The sequence below is a fragment of the Pantoea sp. GM_Pan_4 genome (genome assembly GCF_026541005.1).
Lineage (GTDB): Bacteria > Pseudomonadota > Gammaproteobacteria > Enterobacterales > Enterobacteriaceae > Pantoea > Pantoea dispersa.
This window is the reverse complement of the sequence record NZ_JALNUZ010000005.1, coordinates 185,252-200,977: the sequence shown is the minus strand read 5'-3', so window position 1 is coordinate 200,977 and position 15,726 is coordinate 185,252. Positions and strand designations below refer to the sequence as shown.

The following is a 15,726-nucleotide window of genomic DNA, read 5'->3' as shown; positions in this document are numbered from 1 at the left end:
AAAATGGGCCCATCCCGCAGCATCAGGGAGTATTCAGTCCCAGAAAATCAATCATCTGCGCAAAATGGCGTTCGAATCCGATATAGGCATGATTGCCGCCCTCTTCTACCGTCTGACGGCACGCGCTGTAGTAATCCAGCGCCTGGCGATAGTCGAGCACTTCATCGCCGGTTTGTTGCAGCAGCCAGAGTAGATCGGGCGCTTCCAGAGGGTCAATCTGCATCACTTTCAGATCGTAAATGTGGCGAGACTCTAACACATATTGCTGGCCGGTGTAGGGATTCCGGTTTTCACCCAGATAATCCACCAGCAGTTCAAACGGCCGCACCGCCGGATTCACCACCACCGCCGGCAGCATGAAACACTGCGACAGCCAGGTGGCAAAATAACCACCGAGCGATGACCCCACCAGCCCGAGCGGCTCCCCGGCATACTGCATCACCAGCTCTTCCAGCAGCGCGGCAGCCTCAGCGGGAAAAGTCGGCAGCTGCGGCACCAGCACCTCAATGTGCGGATGCTGCGCCTGACACCACTGCTGTAACTGCCTCGCTTTAGCCGACTGCGGTGAGCTGTTGAATCCGTGCAGATAAATCAGCGCCGCCATGGTTTAGTAGCCCTCGGAATCCAGATCCGGACGGAACAGATCGCTCTGCAGACGATTCACTTCGGTGTGCAGCGTGCCATCCGCCTGCAGCGTCAGCCAGCGCCAGCCGGGTGCCACGGTATCAATGGTGAAGTTGGTGCAGTGCGGTTTGAACTGGACGCAGGTCGAAGGCGACGCCAGTACGCGGCGGCCGTGCCAGTCGAGATCCAGCTCCTGATGAATGTGGCCGCACACCAGGTGGCGCGCCAGCGGGAAGTTTTGCAGCACTGCATCCAGCTGATGCGGATTGCGCAGGCTGTGCTGGTCAAGCCAGGTACAGCCAGAGGCCAGCGGATGATGGTGCAGCAGCACCAGCGTGTAGCGATCGGGGAACTGACGCAGCGTGCGGTCCAGCCACTCCAGCTGATAGTCGCTCAGCATGCCGTGCGGCACGCCAAAAACCTGGCTGTCCAGCAGCACCAGTTGCCAGTGCTCGCCGAGCAGCACATGCTTGTCCGCGGCGATGCCGGCCTGCGCCAGCGTATCCACCATCGCTGGCTGAAAATCGTGATTGCCCGGCAGCCAGACGCACGGCTTCGGCAGACGCGCAATGCCCGCAACAAAATGCTGATAAGCTTCGACGGTGTGATCCTGGGCGAGATCGCCAGTGGCGATAATCAGATCGTAATCGCGCTGTTGCGCCGCGATGGCGTCCAGTACCGCATCAAAACTCGACCAGGTATTCACTCCAAGCAGCGATTGATGTTTTCCCGCGAAAAGATGGGTATCCGTAATTTGTAAAATCCTGATATCGGACCCATTTGCCGCAGGAAGAGTTAGCAGGCTATCCAAAGCGTTTCCTTTCTCTCCACGCTATCGTTGCGTTATATACCCGTGCGGATTCAGGGTATCGCTATCAGCACACCGGCACGGCCATCGCGCCGTGCGCCAGGCAGTACCGCAACCAGTCGGCAAGGAACTGGTTAATCTGATGTTTTTCATCGCGCTGATGCAATTTTTTATTAGGATAATCATAGCGCGCTTTGAAGCGATAGATCTGCTGAGTGGAACACACTTCAGCCACCATCGCATCATGGTAGAGCCGTACCGACATGGACGGCAGGCTCCAGTAGCTCACTGCGGGTGCCACCTGGCGGATCTCCACCAGCGTGGTATAGCGCGTCGACTCTTCAATAGTCAGCTGATAACTGGCGCCGTTCACCTGATACATCACCGACGCACCTGCCTCGTCACTGCGCGGCAGCAGGCGGCGCAGCTGAGCGAAATTGGTTTCGCACAGACGCATCATTTCGGGGAAATCAGGGGTATAGCGCTGTTTCATGTTGGCTTCCACTCTTCTCTTAGTTTCTCATGGTGCAACGCCAGCCATTGCAGAGCGATGACAGATGCCGCGTTATCAATAATCCCCTCTTCCACCCAGCGATAAGCCTGTTCGCGGCTTACCACATGCACAAGAATATCCTCATTCTCTTCCTCCAGCCCGTGATTTCCCTCTGCCTGGCTGGCATCCACTTCGCCCACCAGCACCGACAAACGCTCAGAGGTTCCGCCGGGGCTGGCTAAGTAATTCACTATCGGTTTGACGCGGCCAACCTTGAGGCCAGCCTCTTCGACCGCTTCACGACGCACCACATCTTCCGGCGTTTCACCCGGTTCAATGATGCCGGCCACCATCTCCAGCAGCCAGGGCGTGGCGCTGGAATCATAGGCCGGGATGCGGATCTGTTCGATCAGCACTACTTCGTCGCGCAGGGGATCATAGGGTAGCAGCACGGCAGCGTGTCCGCGCTCAAAAACTTCGCGCACCACTTCACCGCTCATGTCGCCATTGAAACGGCGGTGGCGGAAGCGGTAACTGACGATGGAAAAAAAACCATCGTAGCGAGTATCGCGTGCAATAATTTCTACATCGTTTTTTGTGAAAGTCACAGGGGATTTTTTTTCACCCGCCATCATCTGGTTCCTTATGCAGATTGGGATGGAGCGAAGAAAAGCCAACCCTTGTGCTCCGTCCGAGTGGTTCTTTCTGAATTATTTACGTAAATTAGGGGGAGAAGGCACGTTCAGCCAACTTATCTCTGACGCCGCCTCTGTAGAATCGGCGATTATTTTTTGGCTTACCTGCAGCACACTCTCTGTGCATTTGCTGCAACACAAGGAATGCAAATGAAAAAACTGCTCCCACTTTTTATTGGACTGAGCCTGGGCGGTTTCAGCCTTGCCAGCCAGGCAGAAAACCTGTTGCAGGTCTACCAGCAGGCGCGCCTCAGCAACCCGGATCTGCGTGCTTCAGCCGCCGATCGCGACGCTGCTTTTGAGAAAATTAACGAAGCGCGTAGCCCGTTGCTGCCGCAGCTGGGTCTGGGTGCAGATTATACCTATAACAGCGGCTATCGCGACAACAGCGGTCTCCATTCCAACACGACCAGCGCCTCGCTGCAATTAACACAGACGATTTTCGACATGTCGAAATGGCGTGCGCTGACGCTGCAGGAAAAAACGGCCGGCATTCAGGACGTTACTTATCAGGTAGCGCAGCAGGATCTGATCCTGAACACCGCAACCGCCTATTTCAACGTGCTGAAGGCCATTGATACGCTTTCTTACACTGAAGCGCAGAAACAGTCGATCTACCGCGAGCTGGATCAGACCACTCAGCGTTTTAACGTCGGTCTGGTGGCTATCACCGATGTGCAGAACGCCCGTGCACAATACGACAGCGTGCTGGCCAACGAAGTGACCGCGCGTAACGACCTGGATAACGCGGTGGAATCGCTGCGTCAGATCACCGGCATGGATTATCTGTCGCTGGCGTCACTGAATATCGATCGTTTCAAAACGGCGCGTCCGGAAGCGGTATCCAATTTGCTGAAACAGGCTGAGAGCCGTAACCTCAACCTGCTGTCTGCTCGTCTGAGCCAGGATCTGGCGCGTGAGCAGATTCGCTCCGCCGAGTCCGGCCACATGCCGACGCTGGATCTGACCGCTTCTACCGGTCTGTCGAACAGCAAATACGGCGGCAGTCGCGCTAATCAGAGCGCCGGTACCACTGATTCAATCACCGGCTCCAACCAGGTTGGCCTGAGCTTCTCACTGCCTCTGTACAGCGGCGGTTCAGTGACCTCGCAGGTGAAACAGGCGCAGTATAACTTTGTCGCCGCCAGCGAGCAGCTGGAAGGCGCGCATCGTAGCGCGATCCAGACCGTCCGTTCTTCGTTCAATAACGTGAACGCTTCGATCAGCAGCATCGACGCTTACAAACAGTCGGTAATCTCGGCGCAGAGCTCATTAGATGCCTCGGAAGCCGGTTATCAGGTGGGTACGCGTACCATCGTTGATGTGTTAGACGCGACCACCACGCTGTTTAACGCTAAACAGCAACTGTCGAATGCGCGTTACAGCTACCTGATTAACCAGCTGAACATCAAATATGCGCTGGGCACGCTGAACGAGCAGGATCTGCAGCAGCTGAACAGCACGCTGGGCAAAGAAGTGACGACCTCGCCAGAAGTGGTCGCGCCGGAAAACAGCCAGCAGGCCGCGCGCGTGGATAACGGCCCGAAAGCGACCTCCGCTTCCGCCGCCGCTCAGGCCCGTCCGGCCGCGGCACGTAACAGCGCCAATCCTTTCGCTAATTAAGCCTTCAAGGGGCCGCTTGCGGCCCCTTTCGCATTCAAACGTATAACAACGTAAAGATCCCCTTGCCACCCGGCTTCCCGCTTCATTTTCCACCACTCATCACCTATCCTAAGCCCCACCTTTGGGCACAGGATGAAGATAATGAAACGGACAAAAAATATTCGTCATGCCGCTTTCCGTAAAAGCTGGCAGGCACGCCATTTAACGCCGGTCGCACTGGCGGTCACCGCCGTGTTTATGCTGGCAGGCTGCGAACAGAGCGATGAAACGGTTTCGATGTACCAGAACGCCGATGATTGTGCGAAAGCCAATCCGGGCCAGAGCGCTCAGTGCACCACCGCTTACAACAACGCGCTGAAAGAGGCTGAGCGCACCGCGCCAAAATACGCCACGCGTGAAGATTGCGTCGCGGAATTCGGCGAAAACCAGTGTCAGCAAACCCCGGCACAGGCGGGCGTCGGTACCACGGCGAACAACGCTGAAGCGCAGCAGAGCGGCAGCTTCTGGATGCCTCTGATGGCTGGCTACATGATGGGTCGTCTGATGGGCGGCGGTGCCGGCTTTGCGCAGCAGCCACTGTTCTCGCCAAAAACCCCTAACAGCCCGGCTAACGGCCAGTTTGTTGATGCTTCCGGTAAGAACTACGGTGCGGCCACCTCGGGCCGGACGGTAAACGTGCCGAAAACTGCGCTGGCGCCAAAACCGGCCACTACGTCCACCATCACCCGTGGCGGCTTTGGTGAGACGGTAGCCAAACAGAACACCATGCAGCGCAGCAGTGCCACCAGCACCGGCAGCCGCTCGCTGGGAGGCTAAGCCCGCGCATGCAACGTATTGCTATCAGCGAACGTCCGAACTGGCGCGAAAAGGCGACCGAGTACGGCTTTCAGTTTCACACCATGTATGGCGAACCCTACTGGTGCGAAGACGCTTATTACCAGTTTACGCTGGCGCAAATTGAACAGCTGGAAGCGGCCACCGCTGAACTGCACCAGATGTGCCTGCAGGCGGTAGAAAAAGTGGTGAACAGCGAAGCGCTGCTCACTCGTTTCTGCATTCCGAAACACACCTGGGATTTTGTGCGCGAATCCTGGCAGCAGCGTCAGCCCTCGCTCTATTCACGCCTCGATCTGGCGTGGGATGGCACAGGCGAGATCAAGCTGCTGGAGAACAACGCCGATACGCCAACCTCGCTGTACGAAGCGGCGTTTTTCCAGTGGATCTGGCTGGAGGATCAGCTCAACGCCGGCAACCTGCCGCAGGGCAGCGATCAATTCAACAGCCTGCAAGAGCAGTTGATTGAGCGCTTCGCCACGCTGCACCAGCAGCACGGTTTTAACTGGCTGCACTTTGCCTGCTGTCGCGATACGGAAGAGGATCGCGCCACGGTACAGTATCTGCAGGATTGCGCCACTGAAGCCGGTCTGCCGAGTGAATTTCTCTACATTGATGAGATCGGGCTGGGCGAAAAAGGTCAGTTTACCGATCAGCACGATCAGGTGATCAGTAACCTGTTCAAGCTCTATCCGTGGGAATTCATGCTGCGCGAGATGTTCTCGACCAAGCTGGCCGATGCCGGCGTGCGCTGGCTGGAGCCGGCGTGGAAAAGCATTCTCTCCAACAAAGCGCTGCTACCGCTGTTGTGGGAGATGTTCCCCAACCATCCTAACCTGCTGCCCGCCTGGTTTGCCGATGATGCCAGCGCGCCGCAGATGGAAAAATATGTGGTGAAACCGCTGTTTTCCCGCGAAGGTGCCAACATCACCATCGTGGAAAACGGTCAGGAAATCGCGCGCGCCGACGGCCCCTATGGCGAAGAGGGCATGATCGTCCAGCAGTTCTGGCCGCTGCCGAAGTTTGGTGACAGCTATACGCTGATTGGCAGCTGGCTGATTGACGATCAGCCTGCCGGTATCGGTCTGCGCGAAGATCGTGCGCTGATCACCCAGGATCTGTCGCGTTTCTATCCGCACACATTTATTGAGTAATGCACGTGCCGCCCGGTCTGCGGGCGGCACAGGTGTCAGCCAACCTGCACTGACAGCATACTGATCGAACCCATCTCCATGCCTTCCACCGGGATGCTCACCGCCTCACCTTCAGCACGCGCGCCGAGAATATACAGCAGCGGCAGATAGTGCTCCGGCGTCGGGTTAGCCAGCTGCGCGCCTTCATGCTGCTGAAAATTCACCAGCGGATGCTGCACCGCCTCGCCCTCGTAGTCCAGATTATCGCGCACGAACTGGTTGAAGCTCTCCGCCCATGGATAGGCGCTTTCCGCGCCCTGCCAGCGAATCATGCGCAGGTTATGCACTACGTTGCCGCTGGCTACCAGCATCACGCCTTCGTCACGCAGCGCCGCCAGTTTACGTCCCAGCGCAAAATGCCACGCCGCCGGCTGGGTGCCATCAATACTGAGCTGAATCAACGGAATGTCCGCTTGTGGATACATCTTCGCCAGCACGCCCCACGAGCCGTGATCAAAGCCCCACTGCTGATCGGCCTGCACCGCCACCGGCGCCAGCAGATCGATAACGCGCTGTGCCAGCGCAGGCGAACCTGGCGCCGGATAGCGCACGTCGAACAGCGCCTGCGGGAAGCCTCCAAAATCATGGATGGTGCGCGGATTGCTCATCGCCGTCACCGCCGTGCCGCGCGTGTACCAGTGCGCCGAGATGGCGAGAATAGCGCGCGGACGCGGCAGGGTTTCGCCCAGCTGCTGCCATACGCGGGTATAACGGTTGTCTTCTAATACGTTCATCGGGCTGCCGTGGCCGAGAAACAGAGCGGGCATGCGGGTCATTATTCATCCTCTGGCGTCGGGATCGCGTTAATGACTGTCACGATACGCGCTTTCGCCAGGGGAAAAACGCTGATAAGCGTGATGATGTTTATCAGCAAATTTGAACAAGATTTTGCCGACATAACTTTACGCTAAATAACTCGATATTTTATGGGGTTAACTATATTGTAACTGGTAATCATTATCATTAAGGAGCCCATCATGTCAGTACCTTTGCTGCTAACCATCCTGGCTGGCGGTGCCACTTTCGTCGGCGCGATTTTTGGCGTGCTCGGTCAAAAGCCGTCGAACCGCGTACTGGCCTTTGCGCTCGGCTTTGCCGCCGGCATCATGTTGCTGATTTCCCTGATGGAGATGCTGCCCGCCGCGCTGCATGCGGAAGGGATGTCGCCGGTGCTTGGCTACGGCATGTTCATGCTCGGTCTGCTGGGTTATTTCGCCATGGATCGCCTGCTGCCGCACCAGCATCCGCAGGATCTGATGGCGGTCAATCGCCGCCCCACCAACCTGAAACGCACCGCGATCCTGCTGACGCTCGGCATCAGTCTGCATAACTTTCCCGAAGGCATTGCCACCTTTGTCACCGCCAGCAGCGATATGGAGCTGGGGCTGGGCATCGCACTGGCCGTCGCGATCCACAATATTCCGGAAGGGCTGGCGGTGGCCGGACCGATGTACGCCGCCACCGGCTCGAAAGCCAAAGCGCTGTTCTGGGCCTGCCTGTCCGGCATGGCGGAGATTCTTGGTGGCATCATCGCCTTTCTGCTGCTGGGGCCGGCGGTCTCACCGGTGATGATTGCGGCGATTATGGCGGCGGTGGCGGGCATTATGGTGGCGCTGTCCGTGGATGAACTGATGCCGCTGGCGCGGGAAATCGACCCGCATAACAACCCCAGCTACGGCGTACTGTGCGGCATGACGGTGATGGGCCTGAGCCTGACGTTGCTGCAAACCAGCGGGGTAGGCTGACGCGAGATTCGTCTCATTCACCACCACTTCGGCCTTATCTCTCAACGGGTTAGGCTTGTTAAGGCGTAGTCGAGACGGGTCTTGTTAACACCCGACGGCGGACTCATTACACTCCACGCGACTCTTAGAAAGCAGTGGAGTGTTATGTTAATTCAGGGAGCCATTTTATGCCTGGCGATGAATATCTATCATGAAGCGCGCGGCGAACCGGTAAAGGGACAGATTGCCGTCGGCACTGTCACCATGAACCGGGCTAACTGGGACGTCAAAGAGATCTGTCCGGTGGTGTACGCACCCAAACAGTTCTCCTGGACGTCTCTGCACAAACATCCCCATCGCCATCCGCCGCAGCATGACAAAAGCTGGCAGCGCGCGCAGCGCCTGGCCCAGCGGATTGTCGAGGGTAAGCTGGCGGATGTGACAAAGGGCGCGACCTTCTTTCATGCACACAGCGCCAGACCCGCGTGGCGCCACGCCTTCCAGCGTACCGTGGTGATAGGTAATCACGTTTTTTACGCCAGCCGTTAATCATAAAAAAAGGCCGGATGCATCACATCCGGCCTTATTTATTTCACGTCGGCTTAGCTGGCCTGACGGGTTTCATGCTGGCGGCGCCAGGCCACCAGGTCTTCAATGGTCACCACCGGCATGGCGTGCTGCTTCGCAAACGCAATCACTTCCGGCGCGTGCGCCATGCTGCCGTCGTCATTGGTCAGTTCGCACAGCACACCCGCAGGTTTGAAGCCCGCCAGCGTTACCAGATCGAGCGTCGCTTCGGTGTGGCCGCCGCGCGCCAGCACGCCGCCGTCGCGCGCGCGCAGCGGGAATACGTGGCCGGGACGATTCAGATCGGACGGTTTAGCGTCATCGGCAATCGCCGCCCGGATGGTGGTAATACGGTCGGAGGCCGATACGCCGGTCGTCACGCCGCTGGCCGCTTCAATGGTCACGGTAAAACCGGTGCCGTAAGAGCTGGTGTTGTTCTCTACCATCATCGGCAGATCCAGCTGCTGGCGGCGCGCTTCGTTAATGCACAGGCAGACAATGCCGCTGCCGTGACGAATGCTCAGCGCCATCTGTTCCACGGTCATGGTTTCGGCGGCGAAGATCATATCGCCTTCGTTTTCGCGATTTTCATCGTCCAGCACCATCACGCCGCGCCCGTTGCGCAGCGCATCGATGGCGCGTTCTACACGCTGTTCCGGCGTGCCAAATTCAGAAAGAAGCGTCTGATTCATGGTAAAAAAACCTTATTAATAAAATATGAGTTACCAGAACCAGGGCGAGCTTAGGAGTGCGTAGAAAACACATGGCAATAACGTGACGCGGGCGCAGCCCGGCTGATGTCGTTACCCTCTCCCATCCGGACTTTAACCGTCGGCCCCGGAATTACACCGGATCTGCTGACCTTTCACTGTACAGCGAAAGCGCTCGCGGGCTTTCAGCCGAAGCTGATTTACCGCCGGTGGGGAATTTCGCCCCGCCCTGAGAATAAGCGAAATTACTATAGCGCCAATCACCTGGTCGGGCAATCAACAAAAGTGCAAATGCTTTTGCACTTCATGCGTTGCGGATTTCGGGTTTAACCTTTTCGTTTCTGGCATTACACTTAATGCTTGATGAGTCGGAACACGCGCTGTTATCAGCCACCGTAACCAGGAAACAACCATGATCGACACGAAAAAAATTGAACAACTGGCGCGCCAGGTGCACGAAGCGATGCCAAAAGGTATTCGCGACTTTGGCGACGATGTGGAAAAGAAAATTCGTCAGGTATTGCAGGCGCAGTTAACCCGCATGGATCTGGTTAATCGTGAAGAGTTTGACGTGCAGACCCAGGTGCTGCTGCGCACGCGTGAAAAACTGGCGGCGCTGGAGCAGCGTCTGGCGAAGCTGGAGAGCGAAAGTCCGGCGGCCCCGGCTCCGGCAGTGATCACGCCAGATCCGGCAGGAAAAATCGATACGCCTCAGTAAGGTTTACGCGGCGGGAGTTCGCTCCCGCCGGCTACGTGTTTACTGATTGCGAATGGTTTTGATGATGTTGGTGGTGGAGATGCCGTCTTCAAAGTTGAGCACGCGCACGTCACCGCCGTTGGCCCACACCTCTTTACTGCCCGCGATATCTTCCGGCTTATAATCACCGCCTTTCACCAGCAGATCCGGCAGCACTTCGGCAATCAGCCGCTGTGGCGTATCCTCTTCAAACAGTACCACCCAGTCTACGGCCTCCAGCGCACCCAGCACGATCATGCGGTTTTCCTGCGGGTTCACCGGGCGGGTTTCGCCCTTAAGACGTTTGGTGGAAGCATCGCTGTTGACCGCCACGATCAGACGATCGCCCAGTTTGCGCGCGTTGGCCAGATAAGAGACATGGCCGGCGTGCAGAATGTCGAACACGCCGTTGGTCATCACCACTTTCTCACCGCGCTGGCGCGCCTGCGCCACCGCCACTTTTAGCTCGGCTTCGGTCATCACGCCAAAGCCACTGTCCGGCCGCGCGTGGATCGCATTCTCCAGCTCCACGGTACTGACGGTTGAAGTCCCGAGCTTGCCGACCACCACGCCAGCCGCAGCATTGGCGAGGAAGCAGGCATCCTCCAGACTTTCACCGGCAGCCAGCACTGCGGCCAGCACACCGATCACCGTATCGCCGGCACCGGTCACGTCATACACTTCCTGCGCCTGAGTGGGCAGATGCAGCGGCGCTTTGCCCGGCTGCAGCAGCGTCATTCCGTTTTCCGAACGCGTCACCAGCAGCGCGGAGAGATCGTAATCGGCAATCAACTGCATACCGCGGCTGACAATCTCCTCTTCGCTTTTGCACTTGCCCACCACCGCTTCGAACTCGGACAGATTGGGCGTCAGCAGCGTCGCGCCGCGATAGCGTTCAAAATCGGTGCCTTTCGGGTCGATCAGTACCGGCACCTGCGCCGCACGCGCCAGCTGAATCATGGTCTGCACGCTGCTCAGCGCGCCTTTAGCATAATCAGACAGCACCAGCGCGCCCGCCTGTGCCAGCGACTGACGCAGTCGATCGTGAATCGGCTGCGGATCGACCTGCTCAAAGCCCTCTTCAAAGTCGAGGCGAATCAGCTGCTGGTTACGCGACAGCACGCGCAGTTTGGTGATGGTCGGATGGCTATCGAGGGCGACGAAATCGCACTCAACCTTCACCTGCGCCAGCGTTTCGCGCAGCACGCGCGCAGCGTCATCTGCACCGGTCAGACCGATAAGGCGCGAGTCCGCACCGAGTGCAGCGATATTCATCGCCACGTTGGCCGCGCCGCCCGGACGCTCTTCAATGGTATCCACTTTAACCACCGGCACCGGGGCTTCCGGTGAGATCCGGCTGGTCGGGCCGTACCAGTAGCGGTCTAACATCACATCGCCGACAACCAGCACAGCGGCCTTGCCAAACGCGGGCAGTGTTACTTTCATGCAGAGACTCCAGACTTCAACGTTCAGTCAAAATAATGCGCGGATAATAGCATAGAAGCCGCCAGGCTCACTGCTCCGTGTCATCCGCATCGCTCGCGGCCAGCCAGCGCTGCCAGCTGGCGTGCACCACGGCGCGTTCGTCAGCGAACGATGCCGGATCGACATGACCCGGCAGTTCCTGCAGCGCCAGATGGTGCAGCGCATCGCGCAGCGTGACGTAAGCGTGCGTCAGCGCCTGCGCTTCCTCATCAGCCATGATGCCGTGGCGCGCCATCAGTTCGAAAATGCGCACGTTATCCGACCAGCGCGTCAGCGCCGGCTGGCTGGCGGCGTAACCTAAGACCAGATACTGCGCGATGAATTCAATATCAGTGATACCGCCCTCATCGGTTTTAATCTCCCAGCGGCCTTTGTGCTTGTTACTGAGGTGCGCGCGCATTTTCTCACGCATCTCCCGCACTTCAGTTTGCAGCTTCGCGCCTTCACGCGGCAGGCAGAGAATACCGCGCCGGATCGCATCGAAGCGCTCACACAGCGCCGGTTCGCCAAACACGATGCGCGCGCGCACCAGCGCCTGATGTTCCCACGTCCAGGCTTCATGGCGCTGATAGTCGTCAAAGGCAGCAAAGGTGCTGACCAGCATGCCGGCCGCGCCAGAGGGGCGCAGGCGCGCGTCCACCTCATACAAAATGCCGGACGAGGTGCGGGTGCTGAACAGATGCATGACGCGCTGAGCGAGACGCAGGTAAAACTGGCGCCCGTCGATAACGCGTTCACCGTCGGTTTCGGCATCGTCCGGACAGTCATGCAGAAACACCAGATCGAGATCCGAACTGTAACCCAGTTCCCAGCCGCCCAGTTTGCCGTAGCCGACCACGGCAAAGCCGCGCTCGCTGTCGCTGGTGAGGTGCGAAGGGCGGCCATAGCGCTGCACCATCATCTGCCACGCCTGCTGCACCACCGATTCAATGATCGCTTCCGCCAGCCAGGTTAAGTGATCGCTCACTTTCATCACCGGCAGGGTTCCGGCGATGTCGGCGGCGGCGATACGCAGATGCTGCGCCTGCTTGAACTGGCGCAGCGCTTCCAGCTGCTGCTCTTCATCATCGGTGGGAATGCGCAGCAGATACTGGCGCAGTTCGTCACGATAAGCGTCGGTGGCGGTGGGCTGATACAGCGTGGCCGGATCGAGCAGTTCATCCAGCAGCAGCGGATAGCGCGCCAGCTGGCTGGCAATCATCGGCGAAGCGCCACACAGGCGAATCAGGTGGCGCAGCGCGCCGTGATACTCGGTCAGCAACTCGAGATAGGTGCTGCGCGTTAATACGCCAAGCAGCAGCGGCGTCAGGCGTGCCAGCACCACATCGGCGTCGTCACGTGCGCACACTTCGCTTAGCAGGCGCGGCATTAATTGATCGAGCGCCAGCCGGCCGCGCGGACCGATGGTGCGGCGACTGACATCCTGACGGAAATCATTCAGCGCCCGATACAGCGCATGGCGCTGTTCCGCCTGCAGCTGCGGTACCACCGGCAGCAAATCGCTCTCTTCCAGCGCGTCCTGCCACAGGCTGGCGAACTCCGCCAGCTGCGGCTGATCGTCGACATCCGGCGCATCATCGCCTATCAGCTCGTCGAAAATGTGGCGCACGCCGGCCATGTGCTGCTCCAGCTGTGCCAGCAGCGTCGCCCAGTCCGCCATGCCCATCGCCCAGGCCAGGCGCTGGCGGTCGAGGGGATTTTCCGGCAGCGTCTGCGTCTGCTCATCGTTGATGCTCTGCAGCAGATTCTCCAGCCGGCGTAAAAACAGGTAGGCGGCGCGCAGATGATCAACCTGCTCCGGTGTTAACAGCGCCAGCTCACCGATGGCCTGCAGCGTCGGCAGCAGCGAGCGCAGCTGAAGTGAGCGCTCACGTCCACCTCGAATCAGCTGAAACACCTGGACGATGAATTCGGTTTCGCGAATGCCGCCAGCGCCGAGTTTGATGTTGTCCTTCAGGCCGCGCCGCCGTACTTCGCGGGCAATCATGCCTTTCATGTTACGCAGCGACTGGATCACGCTGAAATCGATGTAGCGGCGATAGACGAACGGGCGCAACATCTGCTGCAGCTCCTGGCTCCAGTGGCCGCCATCGTCGCCCATCAGGCGCGCTTTCACCATCGCGTAGCGCTCCCAGTCACGGCCCTGCTCCTGGTAGTAATCTTCCAGCGCGGCAAAGCTCAGCACCAGCGGGCCGCTGTCGCCGAACGGGCGCAGGCGCATATCCACGCGATAAACAAAGCCATCGACGGTAGGTTGATCCAGCACCTTAATCAGCCGCTGCCCCATGCGGGTAAAGAACTGCGCGTTGTCGAGCTCGCGCCGGCCGCCGTGGGTGACGCCGTTTTCCGGCCAGGCAAAGATCAGGTCAATATCGGAAGAGAAGTTGAGTTCACCGCCGCCCAGCTTGCCCATGCCCAGAATCAGCATCGGCTGGGCTTCGCCGGCGGCGTTGCACGGCGTGCCGAAATCGCGGCAGCAATCCTGCCACACCCAGTCGCGCGCGGCGGTAATCAGCACTTCCGCCAGCGTGCTGAGCTGCGTCAGGCTCTGCCCGGTGCTGGCCTGCTCCAGCGCCTGCATCCACGCGATGCGCACCAGCATATGACGGCGGAACAGGCGCAGTTCGCGCATCAGGGAGGCTTCGTTATCTACCGGCTGCAGCACCGCTGCCAGCCAGGCCGCATAGTGCTGCCACTCTTCGGGCTGCGGCGGTTGCTGCTGCAGCTGTTGCCACCACGCCGGATGCTGCTGCAGGTTGTCCACGATAAAGTCACTAAAGGTCAGTGCGCCAGCCTGCTGCGGCGTGATCGCCGCCAGCGGCAGGCCCAGACGTTCTGCCACGCTGGCGAGCTGCGCCTGCATCAGCGTCGGTAACGGTAACGACATCTTCCCTCCCTGATGATTGATGGTGCCGTAGCCTTAGCGTTTCGCACCGTTATTCAGCCAGAACGGCGGTTGACGGATCGCCAGATTGACCAGCTGAATCAGACCGCGCTCCTGTTTTTCACGAATGGCGTGCTGCAACTCCTGCCAGCCCGCCAGCCACTGGCTGACTTCTTCAGCCGGATACGCACCCGCCAGCAGGTGCACCGCCAGCAACTGGCGGTTCAGGCGCGTGGCTTTGTCCTGAAATTCATTAAACAGCTGCACGTCGACGAAGGTTTCACGCAGATCCGCGCCGATGCGCCCCAGCATGATGTCGCTGAAGCGTTTAAACGAGCCCTGTAGCTTGCTTTTGTTCTTCTCGTCCAGCCACGGCTGCCACTGCGACTCTACCAGCCAGTGAGTAAGTGCTAACTGGGCTTCAACTGAGGTCGGTGAGAAGCAGACGGTTTCTGCGCTGGCCTCGCTGTCCGCCAGCAGCTCTTCCAGCCGGGTCAGCTTCTGACGCAGTTCGCTGTTGGCCTTGCGCGGCACCAGTGTGCCAAACAGGGAAAACGCCTGACGCAGCGTTTCCAGCGCTTCAATTACCCGTGCCCGGGCGTCTTCGTTACCGCGCAGCCAGACTTCTTCATGGTACTGCCAGTGGCCGAGCGCCGCGCTCATGGCGTGAACCATGCCCTGCTCCACCGTGGCTTTAGGGGCAATTTTCTGCAGCGGCAGCGCGCGCAATGGTCGCGGCGCGTTGCCCTGCGCCAGCTGATAACCGCGTGCCGCTTTGCTCAGGCTGCCGAGGCGCAGGCCGGCCGTGGCGATCAGCGCACTGGCGAAGGTCAGCATATCGCTGCGCGCTCCACGCTTAAGCTCCAGCTCCACTTCATACAGCGGCTCGCTCAGCTCCCCTGCGGCAACGCTGCCGCAATCGAACGCTACTTCAATTTCGCTGTCGCCAACGCTCACCAGCCAGGTTTCACGCTGGAAATGGGTGCTGAACAGCGGCTGCAAACGCGACTGCAGCGCGGCAATATCGGTCCCCTGCGGCCAGATCTCTGCCGGCAGGCGGGCAATGTCCAGCTGCGGCTCGCTGAGGTCGACGTTGTATTCCGGACGCTGATGCAGGCCGCCCAGCGTTTTGCCGGCGGTTTTCAGCGTCATTTCATAGCGCTGATCCACGCCGCGAATCCGCAGGCCCATATCCCAGCGGCGCAGCTGGTTGTCATCGGTTTCGTAATAGATGTTGGTCAGCTCACGCGCGGCGTGGTGCTGATGTGGCCAGGCGGCAAGCGTCTGCGCCAGTTTTTCGGCGGCTTGCGGGGTGGCAATGAACTTTAATTCGATTTCGATGGTCATAAT

At 59.1% G+C, this 15,726-nt stretch carries 15 protein-coding genes and 1 riboswitch; of the genes, 6 read left to right on the top strand and 9 right to left on the bottom strand.

What is annotated here, in order from left to right:
• Window positions 1-22: 22 nt before the first annotated feature.
• The 4 genes from yqiA to nudF all read right to left on the bottom strand — a co-directional run bounded on the left by yqiA (window position 23) and on the right by nudF (window position 2,557).
• Window positions 23-604 (bottom strand): esterase YqiA, encoded by a 582-nt coding sequence (gene yqiA, locus OXR61_RS13680; RefSeq protein ID WP_021509609.1) that lies wholly within the window; start codon window positions 602-604, stop codon window positions 23-25.
• Between the two features lie 3 nt (window positions 605-607).
• Window positions 608-1,435 carry a 3',5'-cyclic-AMP phosphodiesterase gene (gene cpdA, locus OXR61_RS13675; protein ID WP_031280131.1) on the bottom strand — a complete coding sequence of 276 codons (828 nt, stop codon included), beginning with the start codon at window positions 1,433-1,435 and terminating at the stop codon, window positions 608-610.
• Window positions 1,436-1,499: 64 nt separating this feature from the next.
• Entirely contained in the window at window positions 1,500-1,925 is a 426-nt protein-coding gene (locus OXR61_RS13670) for a DUF1249 family protein (protein ID WP_021509611.1), read from the bottom strand.
• On the bottom strand, window positions 1,922-2,557 hold the full coding sequence (nudF, locus tag OXR61_RS13665; RefSeq protein WP_021509612.1) for an ADP-ribose diphosphatase: 636 nt from the start codon (window positions 2,555-2,557) through the stop codon (window positions 1,922-1,924). Before nudF ends, OXR61_RS13670 begins: the two co-directional genes overlap by 4 nt.
• 213 nt (window positions 2,558-2,770) lie before the next feature.
• On the opposite strand from nudF, the gene tolC reads away from it, so the two are divergent.
• The 3 genes from tolC (at window position 2,771) to OXR61_RS13650 (ending at window position 6,231) form a co-directional block, all read left to right on the top strand.
• A complete protein-coding gene (gene tolC, locus OXR61_RS13660) occupies window positions 2,771-4,243 on the top strand; it encodes an outer membrane channel protein TolC (protein ID WP_021509613.1) in 1,473 nt (490 codons plus the stop codon).
• Window positions 4,244-4,384: 141 nt separating this feature from the next.
• The gene (locus tag OXR61_RS13655) at window positions 4,385-5,059 is read left to right on the top strand and encodes a DUF1190 family protein (RefSeq protein ID WP_021509614.1); all 675 of its coding nucleotides are present in this window, start codon (window positions 4,385-4,387) and stop codon (window positions 5,057-5,059) included.
• Window positions 5,060-5,067: 8 nt separating this feature from the next.
• Window positions 5,068-6,231, top strand: a complete 1,164-nt coding sequence (locus OXR61_RS13650; protein ID WP_021509615.1) for a glutathionylspermidine synthase family protein — start codon at window positions 5,068-5,070, stop codon at window positions 6,229-6,231.
• 35 nt (window positions 6,232-6,266) lie between these two features.
• Here the strand turns inward: OXR61_RS13650 and ygiD are convergent, their stop codons facing one another.
• The gene (gene ygiD / locus OXR61_RS13645; RefSeq protein ID WP_021509616.1) at window positions 6,267-7,046 is read right to left on the bottom strand and encodes a 4,5-DOPA dioxygenase extradiol; all 780 of its coding nucleotides are present in this window, start codon (window positions 7,044-7,046) and stop codon (window positions 6,267-6,269) included.
• Between the two features lie 201 nt (window positions 7,047-7,247).
• Here ygiD and zupT point away from each other — a divergent pair, with 201 nt between their 5' ends.
• Window positions 7,248-8,015 carry a zinc transporter ZupT gene (gene zupT / locus OXR61_RS13640; RefSeq protein ID WP_021509618.1) on the top strand — a complete coding sequence of 256 codons (768 nt, stop codon included), beginning with the start codon at window positions 7,248-7,250 and terminating at the stop codon, window positions 8,013-8,015.
• A gap of 144 nt (window positions 8,016-8,159) precedes the next feature.
• Window positions 8,160-8,543 carry a cell wall hydrolase gene (locus tag OXR61_RS13635; RefSeq protein WP_021509619.1) on the top strand — a complete coding sequence of 128 codons (384 nt, stop codon included), beginning with the start codon at window positions 8,160-8,162 and terminating at the stop codon, window positions 8,541-8,543.
• A gap of 53 nt (window positions 8,544-8,596) precedes the next feature.
• Here the strand turns inward: OXR61_RS13635 and ribB are convergent, their stop codons facing one another.
• Window positions 8,597-9,253 carry a 3,4-dihydroxy-2-butanone-4-phosphate synthase gene (ribB, locus tag OXR61_RS13630; RefSeq protein ID WP_010618704.1) on the bottom strand — a complete coding sequence of 219 codons (657 nt, stop codon included), beginning with the start codon at window positions 9,251-9,253 and terminating at the stop codon, window positions 8,597-8,599.
• Between the two features lie 109 nt (window positions 9,254-9,362).
• A riboswitch (FMN riboswitch) is annotated at window positions 9,363-9,512 on the bottom strand.
• 171 nt (window positions 9,513-9,683) lie between these two features.
• Here ribB and OXR61_RS13625 point away from each other — a divergent pair.
• The gene (locus tag OXR61_RS13625) at window positions 9,684-9,989 is read left to right on the top strand and encodes an accessory factor UbiK family protein (RefSeq protein ID WP_010618705.1); all 306 of its coding nucleotides are present in this window, start codon (window positions 9,684-9,686) and stop codon (window positions 9,987-9,989) included.
• A gap of 39 nt (window positions 9,990-10,028) precedes the next feature.
• Here OXR61_RS13625 and hldE read toward each other — a convergent pair whose 3' ends face one another.
• From hldE to OXR61_RS13610, 3 genes are all read right to left on the bottom strand, one after another.
• The gene (gene hldE / locus OXR61_RS13620) at window positions 10,029-11,453 is read right to left on the bottom strand and encodes a bifunctional D-glycero-beta-D-manno-heptose-7-phosphate kinase/D-glycero-beta-D-manno-heptose 1-phosphate adenylyltransferase HldE (protein WP_021509620.1); all 1,425 of its coding nucleotides are present in this window, start codon (window positions 11,451-11,453) and stop codon (window positions 10,029-10,031) included.
• Window positions 11,454-11,520: 67 nt separating this feature from the next.
• The gene (glnE, locus tag OXR61_RS13615; RefSeq protein WP_241798746.1) at window positions 11,521-14,379 is read right to left on the bottom strand and encodes a bifunctional [glutamate--ammonia ligase]-adenylyl-L-tyrosine phosphorylase/[glutamate--ammonia-ligase] adenylyltransferase; all 2,859 of its coding nucleotides are present in this window, start codon (window positions 14,377-14,379) and stop codon (window positions 11,521-11,523) included.
• A 33-nt stretch (window positions 14,380-14,412) separates the two neighbouring features.
• Window positions 14,413-15,723, bottom strand: coding sequence for an inorganic triphosphatase (locus tag OXR61_RS13610; protein ID WP_021509622.1), 1,311 nt, complete (start codon window positions 15,721-15,723; stop codon window positions 14,413-14,415).
• Window positions 15,724-15,726 lie beyond the last annotated feature (3 nt).

Bases quoted from the DNA above. Each gene is read 5' to 3' on its own strand.
- yqiA (WP_021509609.1), bottom strand. From the start codon at position 604: ATGGCGGCGCTGATTTATCTGCACGGATTCAACAGCTCACCGCAGTCG.
- OXR61_RS13670 (WP_021509611.1), bottom strand. From the start codon at position 1,925: ATGAAACAGCGCTATACCCCTGATTTCCCCGAAATGATGCGTCTGTGC.
- nudF (WP_021509612.1), bottom strand. From the start codon at position 2,557: ATGGCGGGTGAAAAAAAATCCCCTGTGACTTTCACAAAAAACGATGTA.
- tolC (WP_021509613.1), top strand. From the start codon at position 2,771: ATGAAAAAACTGCTCCCACTTTTTATTGGACTGAGCCTGGGCGGTTTC.
- OXR61_RS13655 (WP_021509614.1), top strand. From the start codon at position 4,385: ATGAAACGGACAAAAAATATTCGTCATGCCGCTTTCCGTAAAAGCTGG.
- OXR61_RS13650 (WP_021509615.1), top strand. From the start codon at position 5,068: ATGCAACGTATTGCTATCAGCGAACGTCCGAACTGGCGCGAAAAGGCG.
- ygiD (WP_021509616.1), bottom strand. From the start codon at position 7,046: ATGACCCGCATGCCCGCTCTGTTTCTCGGCCACGGCAGCCCGATGAAC.
- zupT (WP_021509618.1), top strand. From the start codon at position 7,248: ATGTCAGTACCTTTGCTGCTAACCATCCTGGCTGGCGGTGCCACTTTC.
- OXR61_RS13635 (WP_021509619.1), top strand. From the start codon at position 8,160: ATGTTAATTCAGGGAGCCATTTTATGCCTGGCGATGAATATCTATCAT.
- ribB (WP_010618704.1), bottom strand. From the start codon at position 9,253: ATGAATCAGACGCTTCTTTCTGAATTTGGCACGCCGGAACAGCGTGTA.
- OXR61_RS13625 (WP_010618705.1), top strand. From the start codon at position 9,684: ATGATCGACACGAAAAAAATTGAACAACTGGCGCGCCAGGTGCACGAA.
- hldE (WP_021509620.1), bottom strand. From the start codon at position 11,453: ATGAAAGTAACACTGCCCGCGTTTGGCAAGGCCGCTGTGCTGGTTGTC.
- glnE (WP_241798746.1), bottom strand. From the start codon at position 14,379: ATGTCGTTACCGTTACCGACGCTGATGCAGGCGCAGCTCGCCAGCGTG.
- OXR61_RS13610 (WP_021509622.1), bottom strand. From the start codon at position 15,723: ATGACCATCGAAATCGAATTAAAGTTCATTGCCACCCCGCAAGCCGCC.